Origin of the sequence: Ereboglobus sp. PH5-10 (assembly GCF_029504735.1) — a bacterium.
Classification (GTDB): domain Bacteria; phylum Verrucomicrobiota; class Verrucomicrobiia; order Opitutales; family Opitutaceae; genus Ereboglobus.
Genome location: NZ_JAQFIP010000004.1, coordinates 211,085 through 226,809, shown reverse-complemented (window position 1 = coordinate 226,809; position 15,725 = coordinate 211,085). Strand labels below are relative to the sequence as shown.

Below are 15,725 nucleotides of genomic sequence, written 5' to 3'. Positions count from 1 at the left end.
CGCGCGGCACAACCAATTTCAACCAATAAAACAAACATATGATAAAACGTAACCTCTGGAAGATCATCATCAGCCTTGCGGTGGTGGTCTTTTGCGCAACATCACTGGTTCCGCTCAAGGACCAGGAATTCATCGACTTCGTGAAACTCGAAGCCTCGGCCAAGCAATCCGAGTTCAACGCCCTCATGAAGGAGGCCGTCGAGCTCAAGGACAAGGGCCGCGCCCGCACCGCCTACCTCGGCCTCAAGCAGCTGGCCGGCGACCGGAAGATTGACCTCCAAAAGGAATACTTCCCCGACATCGACGTCGGTCGTTCCAAGAACCCCGACACCAAGAATGAAATCCTCCTCAAGCACCTGCTCAAGTCGTCCAAGGCCAAGCTCCAGCTCGGCCTCGACCTCAAGGGCGGCGTCGCGTTCACCCTCGAACTTGACGCCAAGGCCATCGCCGACCTCGACCGCGACGCCCGCGCGGACAAGTTGAAAAAAGCGCAGGAAATCATCGAGAAGCGCATCAACTCCTTCGGTGTCACCGAGCCCATCATTCGCGCGGTTGGCGACACCCGCCTCGAAGTGCAGCTCCCCGGCGTCAACACCAAGGACGACCCCGGCGTCGTGGACAGCCTTCAAAAGCCCGCCATGCTGGAGTTCCGTCTCGTGCATCCCTTTGTTTATCCGACCGGTCAGCCCGGCGAGCAAATCCCCGCCGGTTACGAGAAAATGACCTCCGCTGAAAATGACGACGGCGGCACCGTTGACCTCTTTGTGCAGCGCCGCCCCCTCGCCGACGGCAAGATTATCAAGCGCGCCTACGCCTCGCTTGACCAGTGGAACAGGCCGCAAATCAACATGGAGTTCACCGACACCGGCCGCGTGAAGTTTGCCGAAATCACCCGCGAAGTCGCCCGTTACAGCAAGCAACTCCAGCAGCAATCCGGCAATCACGAGGCTCGCGCCAGCATGGCAATCGTGCTCGATGGCAAACTCCAGTCCTATCCCGGCGTGAAGGACGAAATCGACAGCAACGGCGCCGAAATCACCGGACGCTTCACCACCATGGAGGCGCAAAACCTCGCCGCCGTGCTCAATAATCCGCTCGACGTCCCCATGCACGTCAGGGAGCAATACGAAATCGGGCCCTCGCTCGCCGAGGACGCCATTTCCAGCGGTCTGCGCGCCTCCATCATCGGCGCCGCGCTCGTGGCCGCGTTCATGATCATGTTTTATTCGAGCGGCGGCCTCCTCGCCGTCATCATGCTCGGCATCAACGTCGTCATCATCTTCGGCGTCATGGCCAACTTCAACGCCACCCTCACACTCCCGGGACTCGCCGGTATCGTGCTCACGATCGGCATGGCGGTTGACGCCAACATCCTTATCTTCGAGCGCATGCGCGAGGAGATACGCGAGGGCAAATCGCTCAGCGCCGCCAACCACGCGGGCTTCATGAAGGCGCTCTGGACGATTCTCGACGCGCACTTTGTGCAGCTCCTCATTTGCGCCGTCATGATTATTTACGGCAGCGGCCCGATCAAGGGCTTCGGCGTCACACTCGCCATCGGCGTGTGCTCCACGCTCTTCTCGGTGCTCATCACCGGACACATGCTCCTCGAGCTTCTCGTCGACGGCGGCGTGCTGAAAAAAATCACCATGCGCCACCTCCTCCGCAAGGCCCCGCACTGGGACTTCGTGAAGTGGGGCTGGAAAGCCCTCATCGCCTCGTGGCTCATCGTCGCCATCGGCGTCGGCGGCATCATCTACACCGGCAAGGCAATCTACGGCATCGATTTCGCGGGCGGTGACTCCGTTTCGCTCAAGTTCAACAAGGACAAAAAAGTCGACACCGGCGCCATTCGCGCCGCCGCCACCGGAGCCGGCATCGGCGAGATCATGCCCGCCTACGTCAAGGACATCGGCTCCGACAACGAAATCCTCCGCGTTGACACCACTTACAACAACGCGCCGAAACTCGTCTCCGCCCTCCAGGCCAAATTCCCCGAGGCCAATTTCCAAAGCCTTGGCGTCAGTTCCGTCGGTCCCTCCATCGGCAATGAAATCCTCTGGAAGGCCATCACGGCCATCGCCATCGCGATGCTCGTCACGCTCCTCTACATCGCCTTCCGCTTCGAGCTCGGCTTCGGCATCGGCGCCATGTTCTCGTCGGCGCACGACGTGCTCATGACCGTCGGCGTCTTCGTGATCATCGGCCACGGCTTCCTGGGCTTCCAGTTCACCGCGCCCATGGTCGCCGGCATCCTCGCCATCACCGGTTACTCGATCAACGAAACCGTTGTTGTGTTCGACCGCATCCGCGAGGAACTGCGCATCAACATGACCGGCTCGCTCAAGGACATCGTGAACACCGCGATCAACAAGGTCTTCGCCCGCACGATCATGACATCGACGACCACGCTCCTCGCCTCCCTGTCGCTCTTCATATTCGGCAGCGGCGTGCTCAAGGAAATCGCCTTCACGTTCACCGTCGGCATCATCACCTCCACCTTCTCCGCCATCTTCATTTCCTCGCAGGTCTTCTACTGGTATCACAGGGGCGACCGCAAGCGCGTTGAAAAACACCAGGACGTGAAGCCCACCTACGAGTGGACCGGCGCCAGCAAGGCATCCGAATAACCGGATTTTCGATTTTGGATTTTCGATTTTCGATTGAAGAATATCCTCTTCGTCCGTGAAACCCGGACGACGCGGAAGCGCCCAATCGAAAATCGAGAATCGAGAATCGAAAATTCCATCGCCCGATGCGCTGGATATACACGCCCTTTCCAACCGCCGAGGTTGAGAAACTAAGTCACTCCGTGGGCGCAAGCCCCGTGCTGGCCGAGCTGCTCATGCGCGCCGGCCTGCGCACGCCGGAGGAGGCAAACAAGTTCCTGCATCCCACGCTCAGCGAACTCAACGACCCCTTCCTTCTCAAGAATCTCGAGCAAGCCGCCATGCGGCTCCGCACCGCCATCGCTAACAAGGAGGAAGTGGTCGTCCTTGGCGACTACGATGTGGACGGCGTCACCTCGACCGCGCTCCTCGTCAACGCCCTGCGCGCCTTCGGCCTCTTCCCGCGCTTCATCGTCCCGCGACGCATGGAGGACGGCTACGGCCTCTCGCGCTCGGCCATCGACCGCGCCCTCGAACTCGGCAAGCCCCAGCTCTTCATCGCCCTCGATTGCGGCACCAACTCGCACGAGGAAGTCGCCTACCTCATCTCGCAGGGCATCGACGTCCTTGTCGTTGACCACCACCGCTCCCGCGAGAAAACCCTCGAGCAGGGCATTCTCGTCAACCCCCACGTCTCCGAGGACGAGGGTGACGAACCCTGGCGCAATCTCTGCACCGTCGGCCTCGTTTTCAAACTCGCGCACGGCCTGCTCAAGCTGCTCCGCACCGAAAATAACGAGACCGCCTTCAAGATAAAACTTCGCGACTCGCTCGACCTCGTCGCGCTCGGCACCGTCGCCGACCTGGTCCCCCTTCACGGCGAAAACCGCATCCTCGCCCGCACCGGCCTGCGCATTCTCCAAAAGACAAAGCGTCCCGGCGTGCTCGCCCTCATGCAAGTCGCCGGGGTCAATCCCGAAAACGACATCATGCCCGTTGATGTCTCCTTCCGCCTCGGCCCCCGCATCAACGCCAGCGGACGCCTCGCCGACGCCGCCATCTCCGTCGAGCTCATGCTCTCCGACGACGCCGAGTTCTGCACCAAGACCGCGCAGGAACTCGACGCCTTCAACCGCGAGCGCCAGGACATCGAGCGCCAGATGACCGAGGAGGCCGAGCGCATGGTCGAAACTCTCTACGCCGACCGGCCCGGTTTTGTTCTCTATTCCGAAAGCTGGCACCCCGGCGTGGTCGGCATCGTTGCCGGGCGCATTTCGCGCAAATACCACCGCCCCACCGTCGTTCTCGGGCATGAAACCGAGCAGGCCAAGGGCTCCGGGCGCAGCGTTGACGGCATCAACCTCGTCGAGGTTCTCGGTGCCTGCGCCGAACAGCTCAACAGTTGGGGCGGACATCCCATGGCCGTCGGTGTCTCGCTCGTGCATCAAAACATCGACACCTTTCGCGACCAGTTCGAGAAAGCCGTCGTCGCTCATGCCGGAAGCGCCATTCCCGAGCCCACGCTCGACATCGCCGCCTGGCTCCAGCCCGAGCAAGTCCGCGAAAACCTGATGGACGAAATCTGCACCCTGCATCCCTTCGGACAGGGCAACCCCGAGCCCGTTTTTGGCATTCGCGGCATCGTCCTCGATCATCGCCCCGATGTTTTCAAGCAGCAGCATTTCCGCTTCCATTTTGACGACGGCCTTGGCCGCCGCCTTTTCGGTGTCGCTTGGAAAATGGCCGGACGCATTCCCCCTGTCGGCGAACCAATCGACATCGCCGTCAAAATCGCCTGGAATCATTTCAACGACCGCAAGCTCCTCCAAATGGAACTCATCGACTGGCGCAGAACCTCGACACAGTGATGCTTTTTAGGCTCTGGCGTTTTAATTTTTAGAATTTCAAAATTCCATTCGGCAAAACCCCAAGCCGTTCAAAAACATTCCGGTTTTGGGCTTGGGATGCGACGTTTGAAATTATCGTCGGGCGCACCGGCTCGCCGCGTGAAAATATCTCCATTGCTCCGTCCATGTTTCGTGTTTCAGTGTTCGCTTAACCCTCCGCCATGATTCTCGAAACCATGCTCCAGCGGCTCTACGCGAGCCTCACCTCCGGCCCCGGACTCAACGCACGCCCCCACGGCAGCCGCCAGCGCATCGACCTTCACGATTTCCGCCACCTGCAAGGCGCCGATCCCGCGGCCGGGTTTCTCGCGCAACTCCTTTCCGCCGCGGGCAAGTCCTTCGAGTTTCCCGCCAGGACCCCCGCCTTCAAAAAACCCGACTACCCCGAGAGCGAGTGGTCCGACGAGCAGAAGGACGCCCGCGCCGCCGCCGAACGCCAGACCCGCGTGCTCAACAAAACCCGCGAGATCGCCGCCGATGCCGTTGACTACTACAACGACTACGGCGAACAAGCCCTCTACATCGGCTTCCCGCTCCTCTCCATCCCCGCGCGCGACGAAAACCACGGCTCCCGCGCCCGCTCGCGCGGCGCCCGCATCCTCGCGCCCCTCGCACTCGTCCCCGTCAACCTCACCGTGCGCCGCGACACGCGCCCCGGCATCTCGATTTCCACCAGCGGTAACGGCGCCGACCTCGTGCAACCCAACCCCGCGCTCATGGCCTGGATCGAGCAAAAAACCGGCGCCGACACCGACGAGCTTTTTGCCGACGACAACGCCGAGGACCCCTGGCGCGAAATCACCGACATCATCAACCTCGTCGCCAAGGCCGCCGGCATCCCGCTCCCGCAACCCGGCGCGCAAACGCCGCCGCCCGCCCTCTTCGACGCCGCCACGCCGCTCCAGCCCGTTCCCAAAACCGACGCGCTCCCCGACGCCCCCGCGATCCTTCCCTGCGCCGTCCTCGGACTCTTCCCCGTCACCAATCCCGGACTCCTCCGCGACACCCAGTGGATGATCGAAAACGAGCCCGCGCTCGACAACCCCATCCGCCCCTTCCTCACGCCCGAGGCGCTCGTCGAAACCGATCCCGATCATCACGCCGCCGAGGCCGCGGCCGAAGCCATTCGCGACCACGCGCAACTCCCCGCGCGCGATTTTTCCAACGAGCTTCTCGTCACGCACGCCGATCCCTGCCAGGCCGAGGCCGTCCTCCACGCCCGCAACAGCGCCGCTCTCGTCATCCACGGCCCTCCCGGCACTGGCAAAAGCCAGACCATCGCCAACGTCATCGGCGACCACCTCGCCCGCGGCGAAAAAGTCCTCTTTGTTTGCGACAAGCGCACCGCGCTCGACGTCGTCAAATACCGCCTCGACGGCATGGGTCTCGGCCCGCTCTGCGGCGTCATCCACGATCCGCAACGCGATCGCCGCGACCTCTATCTCGGCCTCCGCGAACGCCTCGAAAATCTCGCCCAGGACCAGCTTCACACAAACCCCGCCCCCGAGCTCGACCGCATCAACACCCGCCTCAACAAACTCCACGCCGAGCTCCGCGAAAACTTCGACAGCCTTCACGCCACCGCGGACGGCTGCGCCTCCTTCCACGATACCTGCGGCAAATGGCTCGAACTCGCGGGTGCCGTCGCCACGCCCATCCCCGCGGTTGACGGCCTCACGCCCGCGCTCATCGAGGAGCACCGCGTCGATCTTGAGGAAGGCGTGCAGCGCGCCCTCGCCGCCCGCTGGCCCGAGAATCCATTTCGCAACCGCGTCGGCATTTCGCTCGCCGACTGGCTCGCCAAGCCCGCCGCGGCCACCGCCGCGCAACTTCGCGACCTTGTATCCAAATCCTCGATACTCGACCGCTACCCCGATTCGCCCGCAGCCCCGCTCTCCGCCGGCATCGCGCTCGACGAGCAAGTCGGCGCCCGCGTCGAACTCGCCGCCAAGCTTGACGCCGCGATTGCGCACGCCCGGCACGCCATCGCCGCGCGCCTCGCCGCCGATCCGCACTGGCAAAACTGGCGCGCGGAAATCGAAACCCTCGCCCCCGAAAAAGAACCGCTCGCCAAACCCCTCGACCGCGAACTCCATCTCCAGACCAAGAGCGCGCTTCCTTCGCTCGCCCAGTGCAACCAGCGCCTGCTTGCGCTCCGCGAATGGCTTCCGCTCGCCGATTCGTGGAAGCGCCATTTCGCCTTCTCCAAAAAAAGCGCCGCTCGCCGCGCCCTCGAACCGCTCGCGCTTCCGCTCGACCGCGCCTCCGCCGAACGCGCCCAAACCTACTACGCCGCGCTCAAGGCCCGCCACCTCTGGGCCGATGTCCACGAGCGCATTCACGCCGCGCAACCCGCCGCCGCGCTCCCTCCCGACGAAACCCTCCGCGCCCTCGCCGACGCGCTTCCGTCAATTCTCGACGCCCTCGAAGCCGCCTCGCTTCCCGCCAACTCCCACCTGAAATCCGCAGCCCTCTCCGCGCTGAGCGAGCCGGCAACCTCGGCCAATTTCCCCGCGCTCCTGCGCCAGGGCGCGCAACGCGCCTCCGCGCTCATCGACCTTCGCGACACCCTTGCCGCCACGAAACTTTTCCACGCCGCCGCCATCGATGAACTCATCGACGCCTGGCGCGCCAACCCCGCCGTCACCGTCGAAACCCAGCGCTTCGTCGAGTTCCAAAACACGCTCGAGGAATGCGTCCGCTACACCGACGTGATCAGCCGCCTTTCGACCGCCCTGAGCATCGCGCTCACCCACGCCGCCGACGCCGCGCTCCCCTGGGAAACCGCCGAGCCCGCGCTCCGCCTTTCCGCCCTCACGCTCGAAATCCAGACGCAGCTCCGCGAAAACCCCGCGCTCGCCCGCATCGACACGCACCGCGTCGAAGCCGCGTTCTCCGAGAAACTCGAACGCACCGCCGAGAAAGCCTCGCTCGTGCGCCAGCTCATCCTTTACCGCTGGAAAAAAGTCTGGCGCGACCGCCTCCTCGCCGCCACCGGCGGACGCCTCAACACACTCGGCGCCTCGCTCCGCCAGCGCCTCTTTGTCCGCGGCCAGCGCGCCATGAAACTCCGCCAGATGATCGCCGCCGGAGCCGACATTCCCGGAGGCGATCCGCTCTTCGATTTCTGCCCCGTCTGGATGGCCGGCCCGTCAACCGTCGCGCAGATTTTCCCCCGCGCCCACCTCTTCGATGTCATCATTTTCGACGAAGCCAGCCAGTGCCGACTCGAGGAAGCGTTGCCCGTTCTCCTCCGCGGCAAACGCGTCGTCATCGCCGGCGATCCCAAGCAGCTCCCGCCCACGCGCTTCTTCGAAAGCGCCCTCACCGAAAGCAACGACACCGCCGCCGAAACCGCGGAGGAAGTTTTTGCGCAGCAACAATCCGAAACCGAGGACCTCCTCGGTGCCGCGCTCAACCTCAACGTGCAGGAGGCATTTCTCGACGTCCACTACCGCTCGCGCAACGCCGCGCTCATCGGCTTCTCCAACGACTCATTCTACAACAAGCGCCTCCAGCCCATCCCCGGCCATCCGAAAAACCGCGCCGTCCACGCCCCCATCCTCCTCACCCATGTGGACGGCGTTTACCATGAACGCGGCAACGAAGCCGAGGCCCGCGCCGCCGCCAATCTCGTCGCCGAACTCCTCGACACCGCCGAACCGCCCTCCATCGGCGTCGCCTGCTTCAACCTCAACCAGCGCGACCTCATCATCGACGCGCTCGACGAAAAAGCCGCCGCCGATCCCGCCTTCGCCCAAAAACTCGAAACCGCCCGCCGCCGGCGCGGACGCGATTCGTTCGAGGGCCTCTTCGTGAAAAACCTCGAAAACGTGCAAGGCGACGAACGCGACCACATGATCATCTGCACCACGTTCGGCCCCGACAAGGACGGCAAGTTCCGCCGCAACTTCGGCGCCCTCTCGCGCATCGGCGGCGACCGCCGCCTCAACGTCCTCGTCACCCGTGCCCGCGACGCCATCCACGTCCTCACCTCAATCCCCCGCGTCGAATACACCTCCGTCACGCCGCCCGAGCCCGGACGCTCCATCACCGGCCGCCACCAACTCTACGCCTACCTCCGCTATGCCGAAACCCTCGGCGCGCGTTTCGACGAATGGCAGACCGAACTTGAAACCGCGCGCCGTCACGAGCATGCGCAAGTCCTCCGCGACGAAACCACGCAACCCTCCGCGCTTGCCGAAGCCCTCGCCCGCCGCCTTCACGCCGCGAGCAACATCGGCTCCACCGTCTATTGGGGCAACGACGGCTTCTGCGTGGACATCGCGCTCACGCACCCCCACATGCCCGCCGACGTCACGATTGGAGTGCTCACGGATTTCAACCGCTACAAAAAAACACCCGACCCGGTTGCGTGGGAAAATTTCCGCGCGCAAATCCTCCAGTCACAAGGCTGGAGCCTCCATCGCATCTGGAGTCCCGCGCTCTTCCGCGACCCCGAAAAACTCCTCGCCGAAATCGCGGACCGGCACCAGGCCGCCACGGAGCAAAATCAATCCTGAGCAGACTGCGCGGCCGGCGTCCTTGTGCGCACTATACAAAGCAGGGCGGTTTCATGAAACCGCCCTGCCCGTTTAAAGATCAATACTGATTCGCAAACGGTATTACTTGGCCTTGGCCTTGGATTTGACCCTTTTGTCCTTGGGTGTTTTCGGGAGTTTTACCGTGAAGGTCAGCGGAGTTTCGGGCGAAGTGAGGAAATTGCTCACTTGGAAAACGACCTCGTCGGAGCCTATCTCGTCGGGGAAGCCGACGCCGATGCCGCGCGAGGAGTGCGGTTTCACGAGGTAGTCGCGGTAGAATGCGGGTTTTTCACCGGGCACGACTTTGAGGAGTTTGAAGGTCAGGCCGGAGTTGTTTTTGATGGTGACCACAAAGCGGGGCGTCTGGGTGTTGGAGCCCACGTTGTGCGCAACTTTGACCGAGAGGCATGCCTCTACGAGCGGGCGCAGCCATTGCTCCTCACCGTAGACGAACTCCCGAAAATACACGGCGGTGCGGCGGTTGTCGAGGGCCTCGCGAATGGATGCCGCCGTGGCTTCCTTGGCAAAAACGAGCGTGCTCGTGCGATGTTCGCCTTTGTGAAAATCATAGCCGGTTTGGATGGGCGCGTGCACATCGGACGCGCCGATCATGGTGAGTTTTTTATCGAGCGCCCACTGGAAGGCGTGCGGGCTGTAAAGGCTGCCGTTGGCGACTTCGATGCCCTGCATCCAGCCGTTCTGGAATATTTCCTCGTGCTCGGGGAGCCAGCGGGTGATGTGCGCCTGCTGGTTTTCCCAGCGCGGATGGTTCCATGTGATGAACGCGCCCTGTTTTTTCGCCTCCTCAAGCGCCTTGCGCCAGTCGGTCGTGCTCATGGCGTCGGCGTCCTTGATGAAGATGGCGTTGAAGTGGCCGGGGGGCATTCCGTAGGTGACCTCGGTGCCGGGGATGACGACGAGGTTTTTGGGCGCCGCCTTGCTGGCGATTTCAAAGGAGTAGTTGCGCGAGACTTTTTCGTCGTAAACGTTGCGGCGGCGCTCCTGGTGGTCGGTCATGGCGATGGCGGCGAGTCCCTCGCGGGAGGCTTCGCTGGCGCGGACGGCGGGCCAGACTTGTCCGTCGGAAAACACGGTGTGCATGTGCAGGTCGCAACGGAGGGTTTTGTAGCCGGGGATGTCGGGGATTTCGACGCGGAATGGGTCGTGCTGCGCGTGAAGCGTGCCGAGCGCCAGTGCAAAAAGCATGGCGAATAATGAACAGTGGCGGAGGTGGTGGTGATGGTGTTTTTTCATGGTGGTGAGTTGATGGGAGTTGGAGATGGGTTGCGCGGCGGATTGCGGACGGGTTATCGTTTGCGGCTCAGCCGGAGGGTTCGCCCTGCCAGAAGGAGCAGCAGGGCGGGGAGGAGGAGTAGCGAGGGCGCGCCACCGCCGCCTCCACCGCCGGAGCTGTTGCCGGTGTCCGGTGTGTCGATGGGGGGCGCGGCAACCGTCACTGTGAACGCGCCGGAGGTCACGATTTCGCCCGTGCTGGTTGTCAATGCCACGGCGTAGGCTCCGGCGTGCGCGGCGGCGGTTGCGCTGGTGACGGCGTAGGTGGCGGAGGTCGCGCCGACAATGGCGGTGTTGTCGCGATACCATTGCCGTGCGGTGGGTGTGAATCCGGTTGCGTTGCCGGTGAGCGTGAAGCCGCCCGCGTGGGGAACGCTGGCGCTGCTCGCGGTTTTGTTCGCGCCGGAGCCGGTCACGGTTGCGCTGATGCTGGCGGCGCCGTTTGTTTGCGCGGGGGTGGCGGAGTTTTTGCCCGCGGTGTTGCCCGCGTTTGCGGTGATGGCTGCGGCGGTGTTGCTGTCGCCGGAGTCGATGATGTGCGCATAGCCGGGGACGAAGACTTTGTCGTCGCCGGTCGCGGTCGTGCCGGTGGTGGCGTCCATGATGTTGTCGATCGTGCGGAGGCGTCCGGAGGATTGCTTGGTGAGCGGATTTTTCACGCCTTGGTAGATGTTGCGCACCGAGAGGATTTGCGCGCCCGCGCCGGCGATGGTCGCGGTGGTGTTGCCCGTGGCGGTGATGTAGTTGTTATACATGTAAACGCGGGCGTTGGTCGCGCCCGGCATGTTGTTTTTCAGGTTGGCGCCCCAGAGGTTGTGGTCGAGGAGGATGCCCGTGGATGCTCCCGCGTTGGAGATGGTCATGGCCGAACCGGTGCCCGCGGGTGTGGCGGTGAATATATTCCACGAGAAGGCGATGTTGTCGGCGTTGCCGGTGATGGAGACGGGGGCGTCGGTGAAGGTGCAATGGGAAACGTCCACGTCGTTCGCGCCGTTGATGGTGAGCGCGCCGGTGGTGAAGTTCACACCGCGGATGATGGTGTCGCTCGCGCCCGCCGCGAGGGTGAGGTTTCCGGAGATGGTGGAGGTGGCGTCCGCGCCGACGATGGTTTTGCCCTTGGCGACGGTGGCTCCGCCGACGAGCGAGAGATCAACCGTGCCGGACACGGTGATGGTCGCGGTGCCGGTAGCTTGGAGTTGTGCCTTGAGCGTTTGCGCGGCGTCGAGCGCGAGGTTGGGGTTGACGGTGAGCAGGCCGGCGTGGCTGGTGGCGAGGCCGCGCGCGTTGGTTGCGGCGAGGCGGTATAGCGTGCCGTTTTGCGCGGTGGTGGCGTTGGGGATGGTGTGGGACGCGGTGGTCGCGCCGGAGATGTCCGTCCATGTGGCGCCGTCGCTTGAGGACTGCCATTTGAGCGAGGGTTTTGGCGTGCCGCTGACGACGGCGGTGAAGGTGGCGGGGTTGCCGGCTGTCACGGTGGCGTCCGACGGCTGCGCGGTGATTTCGGGCGAGGCGAAGTTGGCGGGGAATTCGGAGAGGTCGGTGGTGAAGTCGGACAGCGAGTAGGTTTTTCCGAAGCGATCGGTGGCGCGGATTTCGACGCGAGCCCCGGCGGTTTTCAGGGTGTGGGAATACAGGTGTTTGTTATTGCGAGAGCCGAAGCTGGTCGAGGTGCTGCCGCGGACACCGATGTGGTAACCGTTGGCATAGGCGTCCACCAGCGTGTTGAGTTTTTTCAGTGAACCGGACACTTTGGCGCCGTTTTCATAGACCTCGAATTTCCAGTTGTCGTCGGCGTTCCAAGCGTCAACGACGACGTCGTTGGCACCAAGGGTGGCATACCCGGGCTGGTTATAGCTGTATGTGCCGCTGGCGCCGCCGAAGCTGACATCGCCGCGATACATGCGCATTTGGTAGGTGTCGCTGTAGCTGGTGGGCTTGAAATACCAGTCGGCGACTTTGTTTCCCGAGAAGGTGAAGACGCCGTAGCCGTTGGGCGCGCCGTCTGTGTTGAGTATGGAGTTCCACCAGGCGCCGCAGGCCGTGCCGTGGATGTGCTCGTAGATGAGGGGGTTGGGGTTGATGATCACGTTTTCGTGAGTGTGGGTGTGCCCTGCCATGAGGTGGGCGCCGGCGTAGCCTTTGAGAAGAGTGAGCACTTTTTGCCAGTTTTTGGAGGAGCCGTTGCCCATCGGAGAATGGTAGGCGAGAACGATCATTTTGTTTTTCGGCACGTGGCTCAGGTCTTGCGTAATCCATTCGTAGATTTCGTCGGTGATGCCTTTTGAGTAGGTGCTCCTGGTGTTGTAGAGGATGCTGTCGAGGCCGATGATGTGGACGTCGCCGCGGTCAAAGGAATAGTTTGGCGGGCCGTAAACATTTTCATAGTCCGCGCCGGCCTCGAAGTCGTTTGCGACGCCGGTGATGGCTTGATTGTGGTCGTGGTTTCCAATGACGCCAAAGTAGGGGATTCCGGCGAGATTGGTGGTGTCGCGGATGGGGGCGTGCATGTGCAGGGTGTCGTTGCAGATGTCGCCGAGGAGGATGGCGTAGGCGGGCAGCGTGGAGGAAGCGGCGAACCGGGCGAGGTCGGCGACGGTTTCGTTTTTGTAGCGTTGAAGCTGCGCGGCGTTGGTCACCTGGGGGTCGCCGACGGGGACGAGGATGAACTCTTTTTCGGGCGCGGGGAGCCGGACGAGTTCAAAGTCGTAGCGTTGCCGGGCGGGGGTGAGTTTTGTGTGGAAATTAGCCAGGCCGGGTTTGCCGGACGCGCCGCGCGTGTTGATGGCGTAGGCCGCCGGCGTGGAGTAATAGACGGCGCGCGCCTTCGCATGGCGTTTCATTTGATAAATGCCGCTGGCGTTGGTGACGACGCACTTGAAGCCGTCGGTCACGACAACGCCGGGGACGGGGGCGCCGGTGTCGTCGATGATGGAGCCGTAGAGGTTGTTGCCGGCCTCGGGGGTGATGGACGGATGCGCGGTTGTCCAGCGCGCGTAAAGGAGGTGGTTGGTGGCTCCGGCGGCGACGATGGTGGCGTCGGTGACCTGTGTGCCGGCGTTTGGCTCGGTCCACCAGCCGGCGAAGGTGACTTTGGCGCTGTCGTGCGCGGGTGTGGGAAGCACGCCGTAGGCGGCTCCGGGGGAGATGGTTTTGCTCGCGGGGGAAACGGTGCCGCCTTGCGGGGCGAAGGTGACAGCGGGGGCCGGGGGCGTGGCGGCGTTGAAGGTGGCGTTGTTGTCGCCTTGGACGGTGATAGTGGCTGCGAGTTGGGCGGGGGTGGGCGTGGTTGGCATCGCGCCGTCTATCGAGACGCGAACGGTGTGCGCGCCGGAGGCGCTGCCGGTGATGATCAGTCTGTCGCCTTTGCCGGTGGCGGAGTCGATGGCGAGAATAAACGTGCCAGTGCCGGCGAGTGTGTCGGCGGTGGCGGTGTGGTGGCCGCCGGAGGAGCCGCCGAGGTCGAGCACGGCGTTGTTGACGAGGTTGCCGAGGGAGACGGCGGGTGTGGCGACGCGGAGGGTGCCGGACTCGATGGTGGTGTCGCCGGTGCGCGAGCCGGCGTCGGCGAGGATGAGGGTGCCGGGGCCGCGTTTGGCGAGTGATTTCCCGTCCCATCCGGTGGCGAGGGCGCTTGCGTCGACGCGGTCGGCGAGCGGGGTGTCGAGGGTGAGGGTGGCGCCGGCGCCGATGGTGAAGGCGCCGTGCGCGCTTGCGGCGGGTGCGTGCCACGAGAGAATGTGGCCGATGCGATACTCGGCGCCGTCGATGATGGATTTTCCGTGAAAGATGTAGTCGGGGAGGCCGGCGGTGCCGGAGAAGGCGAGCGTGCCGGTGTTGACGCTGGTGAAATCGCCGCTGATGCCGTCGGCGGCGCGCAAGACGGTGACGCCGGGCAGGTCGCTTGACTTGGTGACGGAGGCGGCGGAGGCGGCGCCGTCCATGTTTTCGAGGCCAGTGACGTTGAGCGTGCCGGAGAGCGAAGCGGCGGCGGCGATGGTGACGAAGGGGCTGTCGCGCGTGAGGCCGGGCGTGATGGCGAGCGTGGATTGCGCGGTTTGGTAGTAGTTGCCGCCGATGAGGACGTCGCCGTTGGAAGCGACGTTGAGCCGTGTGTTGTTGGAGCCGAAATAGAGGGAGTCTCCGATCATCAAGGCTCCCGATTCGCTGACAGAGAGCGTGGCGGGGGCGGCGGCGCCGAGCATAAAATAGGCGGCGATGTCCAGGGTGCCCTTAACAATGGCGGTGCCTCCGACGGGTTCGTTGGCGGCGGCGGAGTATTTCTCGTTGGCCGCGCTGTTGTAGAGACCCATGACGCCGAAGGTGCCGACGGTGACGGTGCCGGTTTGCCCGATTTCAAGGTGGCCGGCGCCGGAGCGCCCGATTATGAGATTGCCCGCGTTTTTCCAAGTGCCGTCAACGAAAGCCGTGCCGGTGGAGTTGGCACGGTAGTTTGTGCCGGAGCCGATGCCCAAGTGTCCGAGGCTGGTTTCGGTGCCGCTGAAAATGACGGTGCCGGTTTGGCCGATGATGAGGACGCCGGAGGCGGCGGTGTCGGAAGCGGTGCCATTGTTTCCGCGATAGGCGATGGAGTTGATGGCGTTGGTGCCGTCGATTCGGAGGAGGCCGTTTACGATGACGGTGCCGGAAGTGCTTCTGTTGGGACCAATGTAAAAATAATTGGTGGACGCGGTGTTGGCGTTGGCGATGACGGTGCCGGTCACGCCGATGGTGAGGAGGTTGCCCCGGCTGCCGACGGCGTGGGCGATGGAGAGGTTGCCGTTGTTGGTGGAGCTGCCCTTGATTGTCCAGAGGCCGTCGATGGTGGCGGTGCCGGAGCCTCCGGCGTTGCGGCCGAGGAAGGCGTTGGCGTGATTGGTCAACTTTGCGCCTTGGGCGAGGTGGAATGTGCCCGAGCCGTAACCGCCAACGTAAAAGGTGCTGGCGCGGACGGAGCCGGAGCTGAGGATGGTGAGCCCGCCGGCGCCGCCCGTGGGAGCGGGGAAAATGGCGTTGGTGCCGCCGACGCCGCCGATGGAGAGCTCGCCGCCGGAGTTATACCAGTTGCCGGAGACGATGACGGCGGCGTTGTCGCCCGCGGCGAGGCCGATGTTGGTGTCGTAAACGGTGGCGTTGCCGGTGACAAAAACGGTGCCGCTGGCGATATTGGCGACATCGCCGTTGCCACGGGCGGCGGGAGTTGTGAGGCCGAGGTCGGAATACCAGTTGTTGTCGGTGATGTTGCCGGAGCCGCCGCCCCAGAATCGTTCGGCGGCGCGGGTCGCGGGCGCGAGGGCGATGGCGAGGGCGAACCCAAAGATTAATGCGGGGGTGTTTTTCATGGGATGGCGGGGGAGGGGGAGGTTCGCGCTTTG

Annotated in this window: 5 protein-coding genes; 3 read left to right on the top strand and 2 right to left on the bottom strand. The window is 63.7% G+C overall.

The genetic code is table 11. The features are described 5' to 3' along the window. Positions 1–38: 38 nt before the first annotated feature. From secD to M2447_RS05270, 3 genes are all read left to right on the top strand, one after another. Positions 39–2,630, top strand: coding sequence for a protein translocase subunit SecD (secD, locus tag M2447_RS05280; protein ID WP_277508172.1), 2,592 nt, complete (start codon positions 39–41; stop codon positions 2,628–2,630). Between the two features lie 125 nt (positions 2,631–2,755). Beyond that, positions 2,756–4,477, top strand: coding sequence for a single-stranded-DNA-specific exonuclease RecJ (recJ, locus tag M2447_RS05275; RefSeq protein WP_277557710.1), 1,722 nt, complete (start codon positions 2,756–2,758; stop codon positions 4,475–4,477). Positions 4,478–4,677: 200 nt separating this feature from the next. Beyond that, entirely contained in the window at positions 4,678–9,039 is a 4,362-nt protein-coding gene (locus M2447_RS05270; RefSeq protein WP_277557709.1) for an AAA domain-containing protein, read from the top strand. A 102-nt stretch (positions 9,040–9,141) separates the two neighbouring features. Here M2447_RS05270 and M2447_RS05265 read toward each other — a convergent pair whose 3' ends face one another. Both M2447_RS05265 and M2447_RS05260 read right to left on the bottom strand, forming a co-directional pair. Then, positions 9,142–10,314 (bottom strand): Sb-PDE family phosphodiesterase, encoded by a 1,173-nt coding sequence (locus tag M2447_RS05265; RefSeq protein WP_277557708.1) that lies wholly within the window; start codon positions 10,312–10,314, stop codon positions 9,142–9,144. 53 nt (positions 10,315–10,367) lie between these two features. Beyond that, positions 10,368–15,692: a calcineurin-like phosphoesterase C-terminal domain-containing protein gene (locus M2447_RS05260; RefSeq protein WP_277557707.1), complete on the bottom strand. Its 5,325-nt coding sequence runs from the start codon at positions 15,690–15,692 to the stop codon at positions 10,368–10,370. Between the last annotated feature and the right edge of the window lie 33 nt (positions 15,693–15,725).

What these genes read in the sequence shown, in the direction of transcription:
- secD (WP_277508172.1), top strand. Translation starts at nt 39, where the DNA reads ATGATAAAACGTAACCTCTGGAAGATCATCATCAGCCTTGCGGTGGTG.
- M2447_RS05270 (WP_277557709.1), top strand. Translation starts at nt 4,678, where the DNA reads ATGATTCTCGAAACCATGCTCCAGCGGCTCTACGCGAGCCTCACCTCC.
- recJ (WP_277557710.1), top strand. Translation starts at nt 2,756, where the DNA reads ATGCGCTGGATATACACGCCCTTTCCAACCGCCGAGGTTGAGAAACTA.
- M2447_RS05265 (WP_277557708.1), bottom strand. Translation starts at nt 10,314, where the DNA reads ATGAAAAAACACCATCACCACCACCTCCGCCACTGTTCATTATTCGCC.
- M2447_RS05260 (WP_277557707.1), bottom strand. Translation starts at nt 15,692, where the DNA reads ATGAAAAACACCCCCGCATTAATCTTTGGGTTCGCCCTCGCCATCGCC.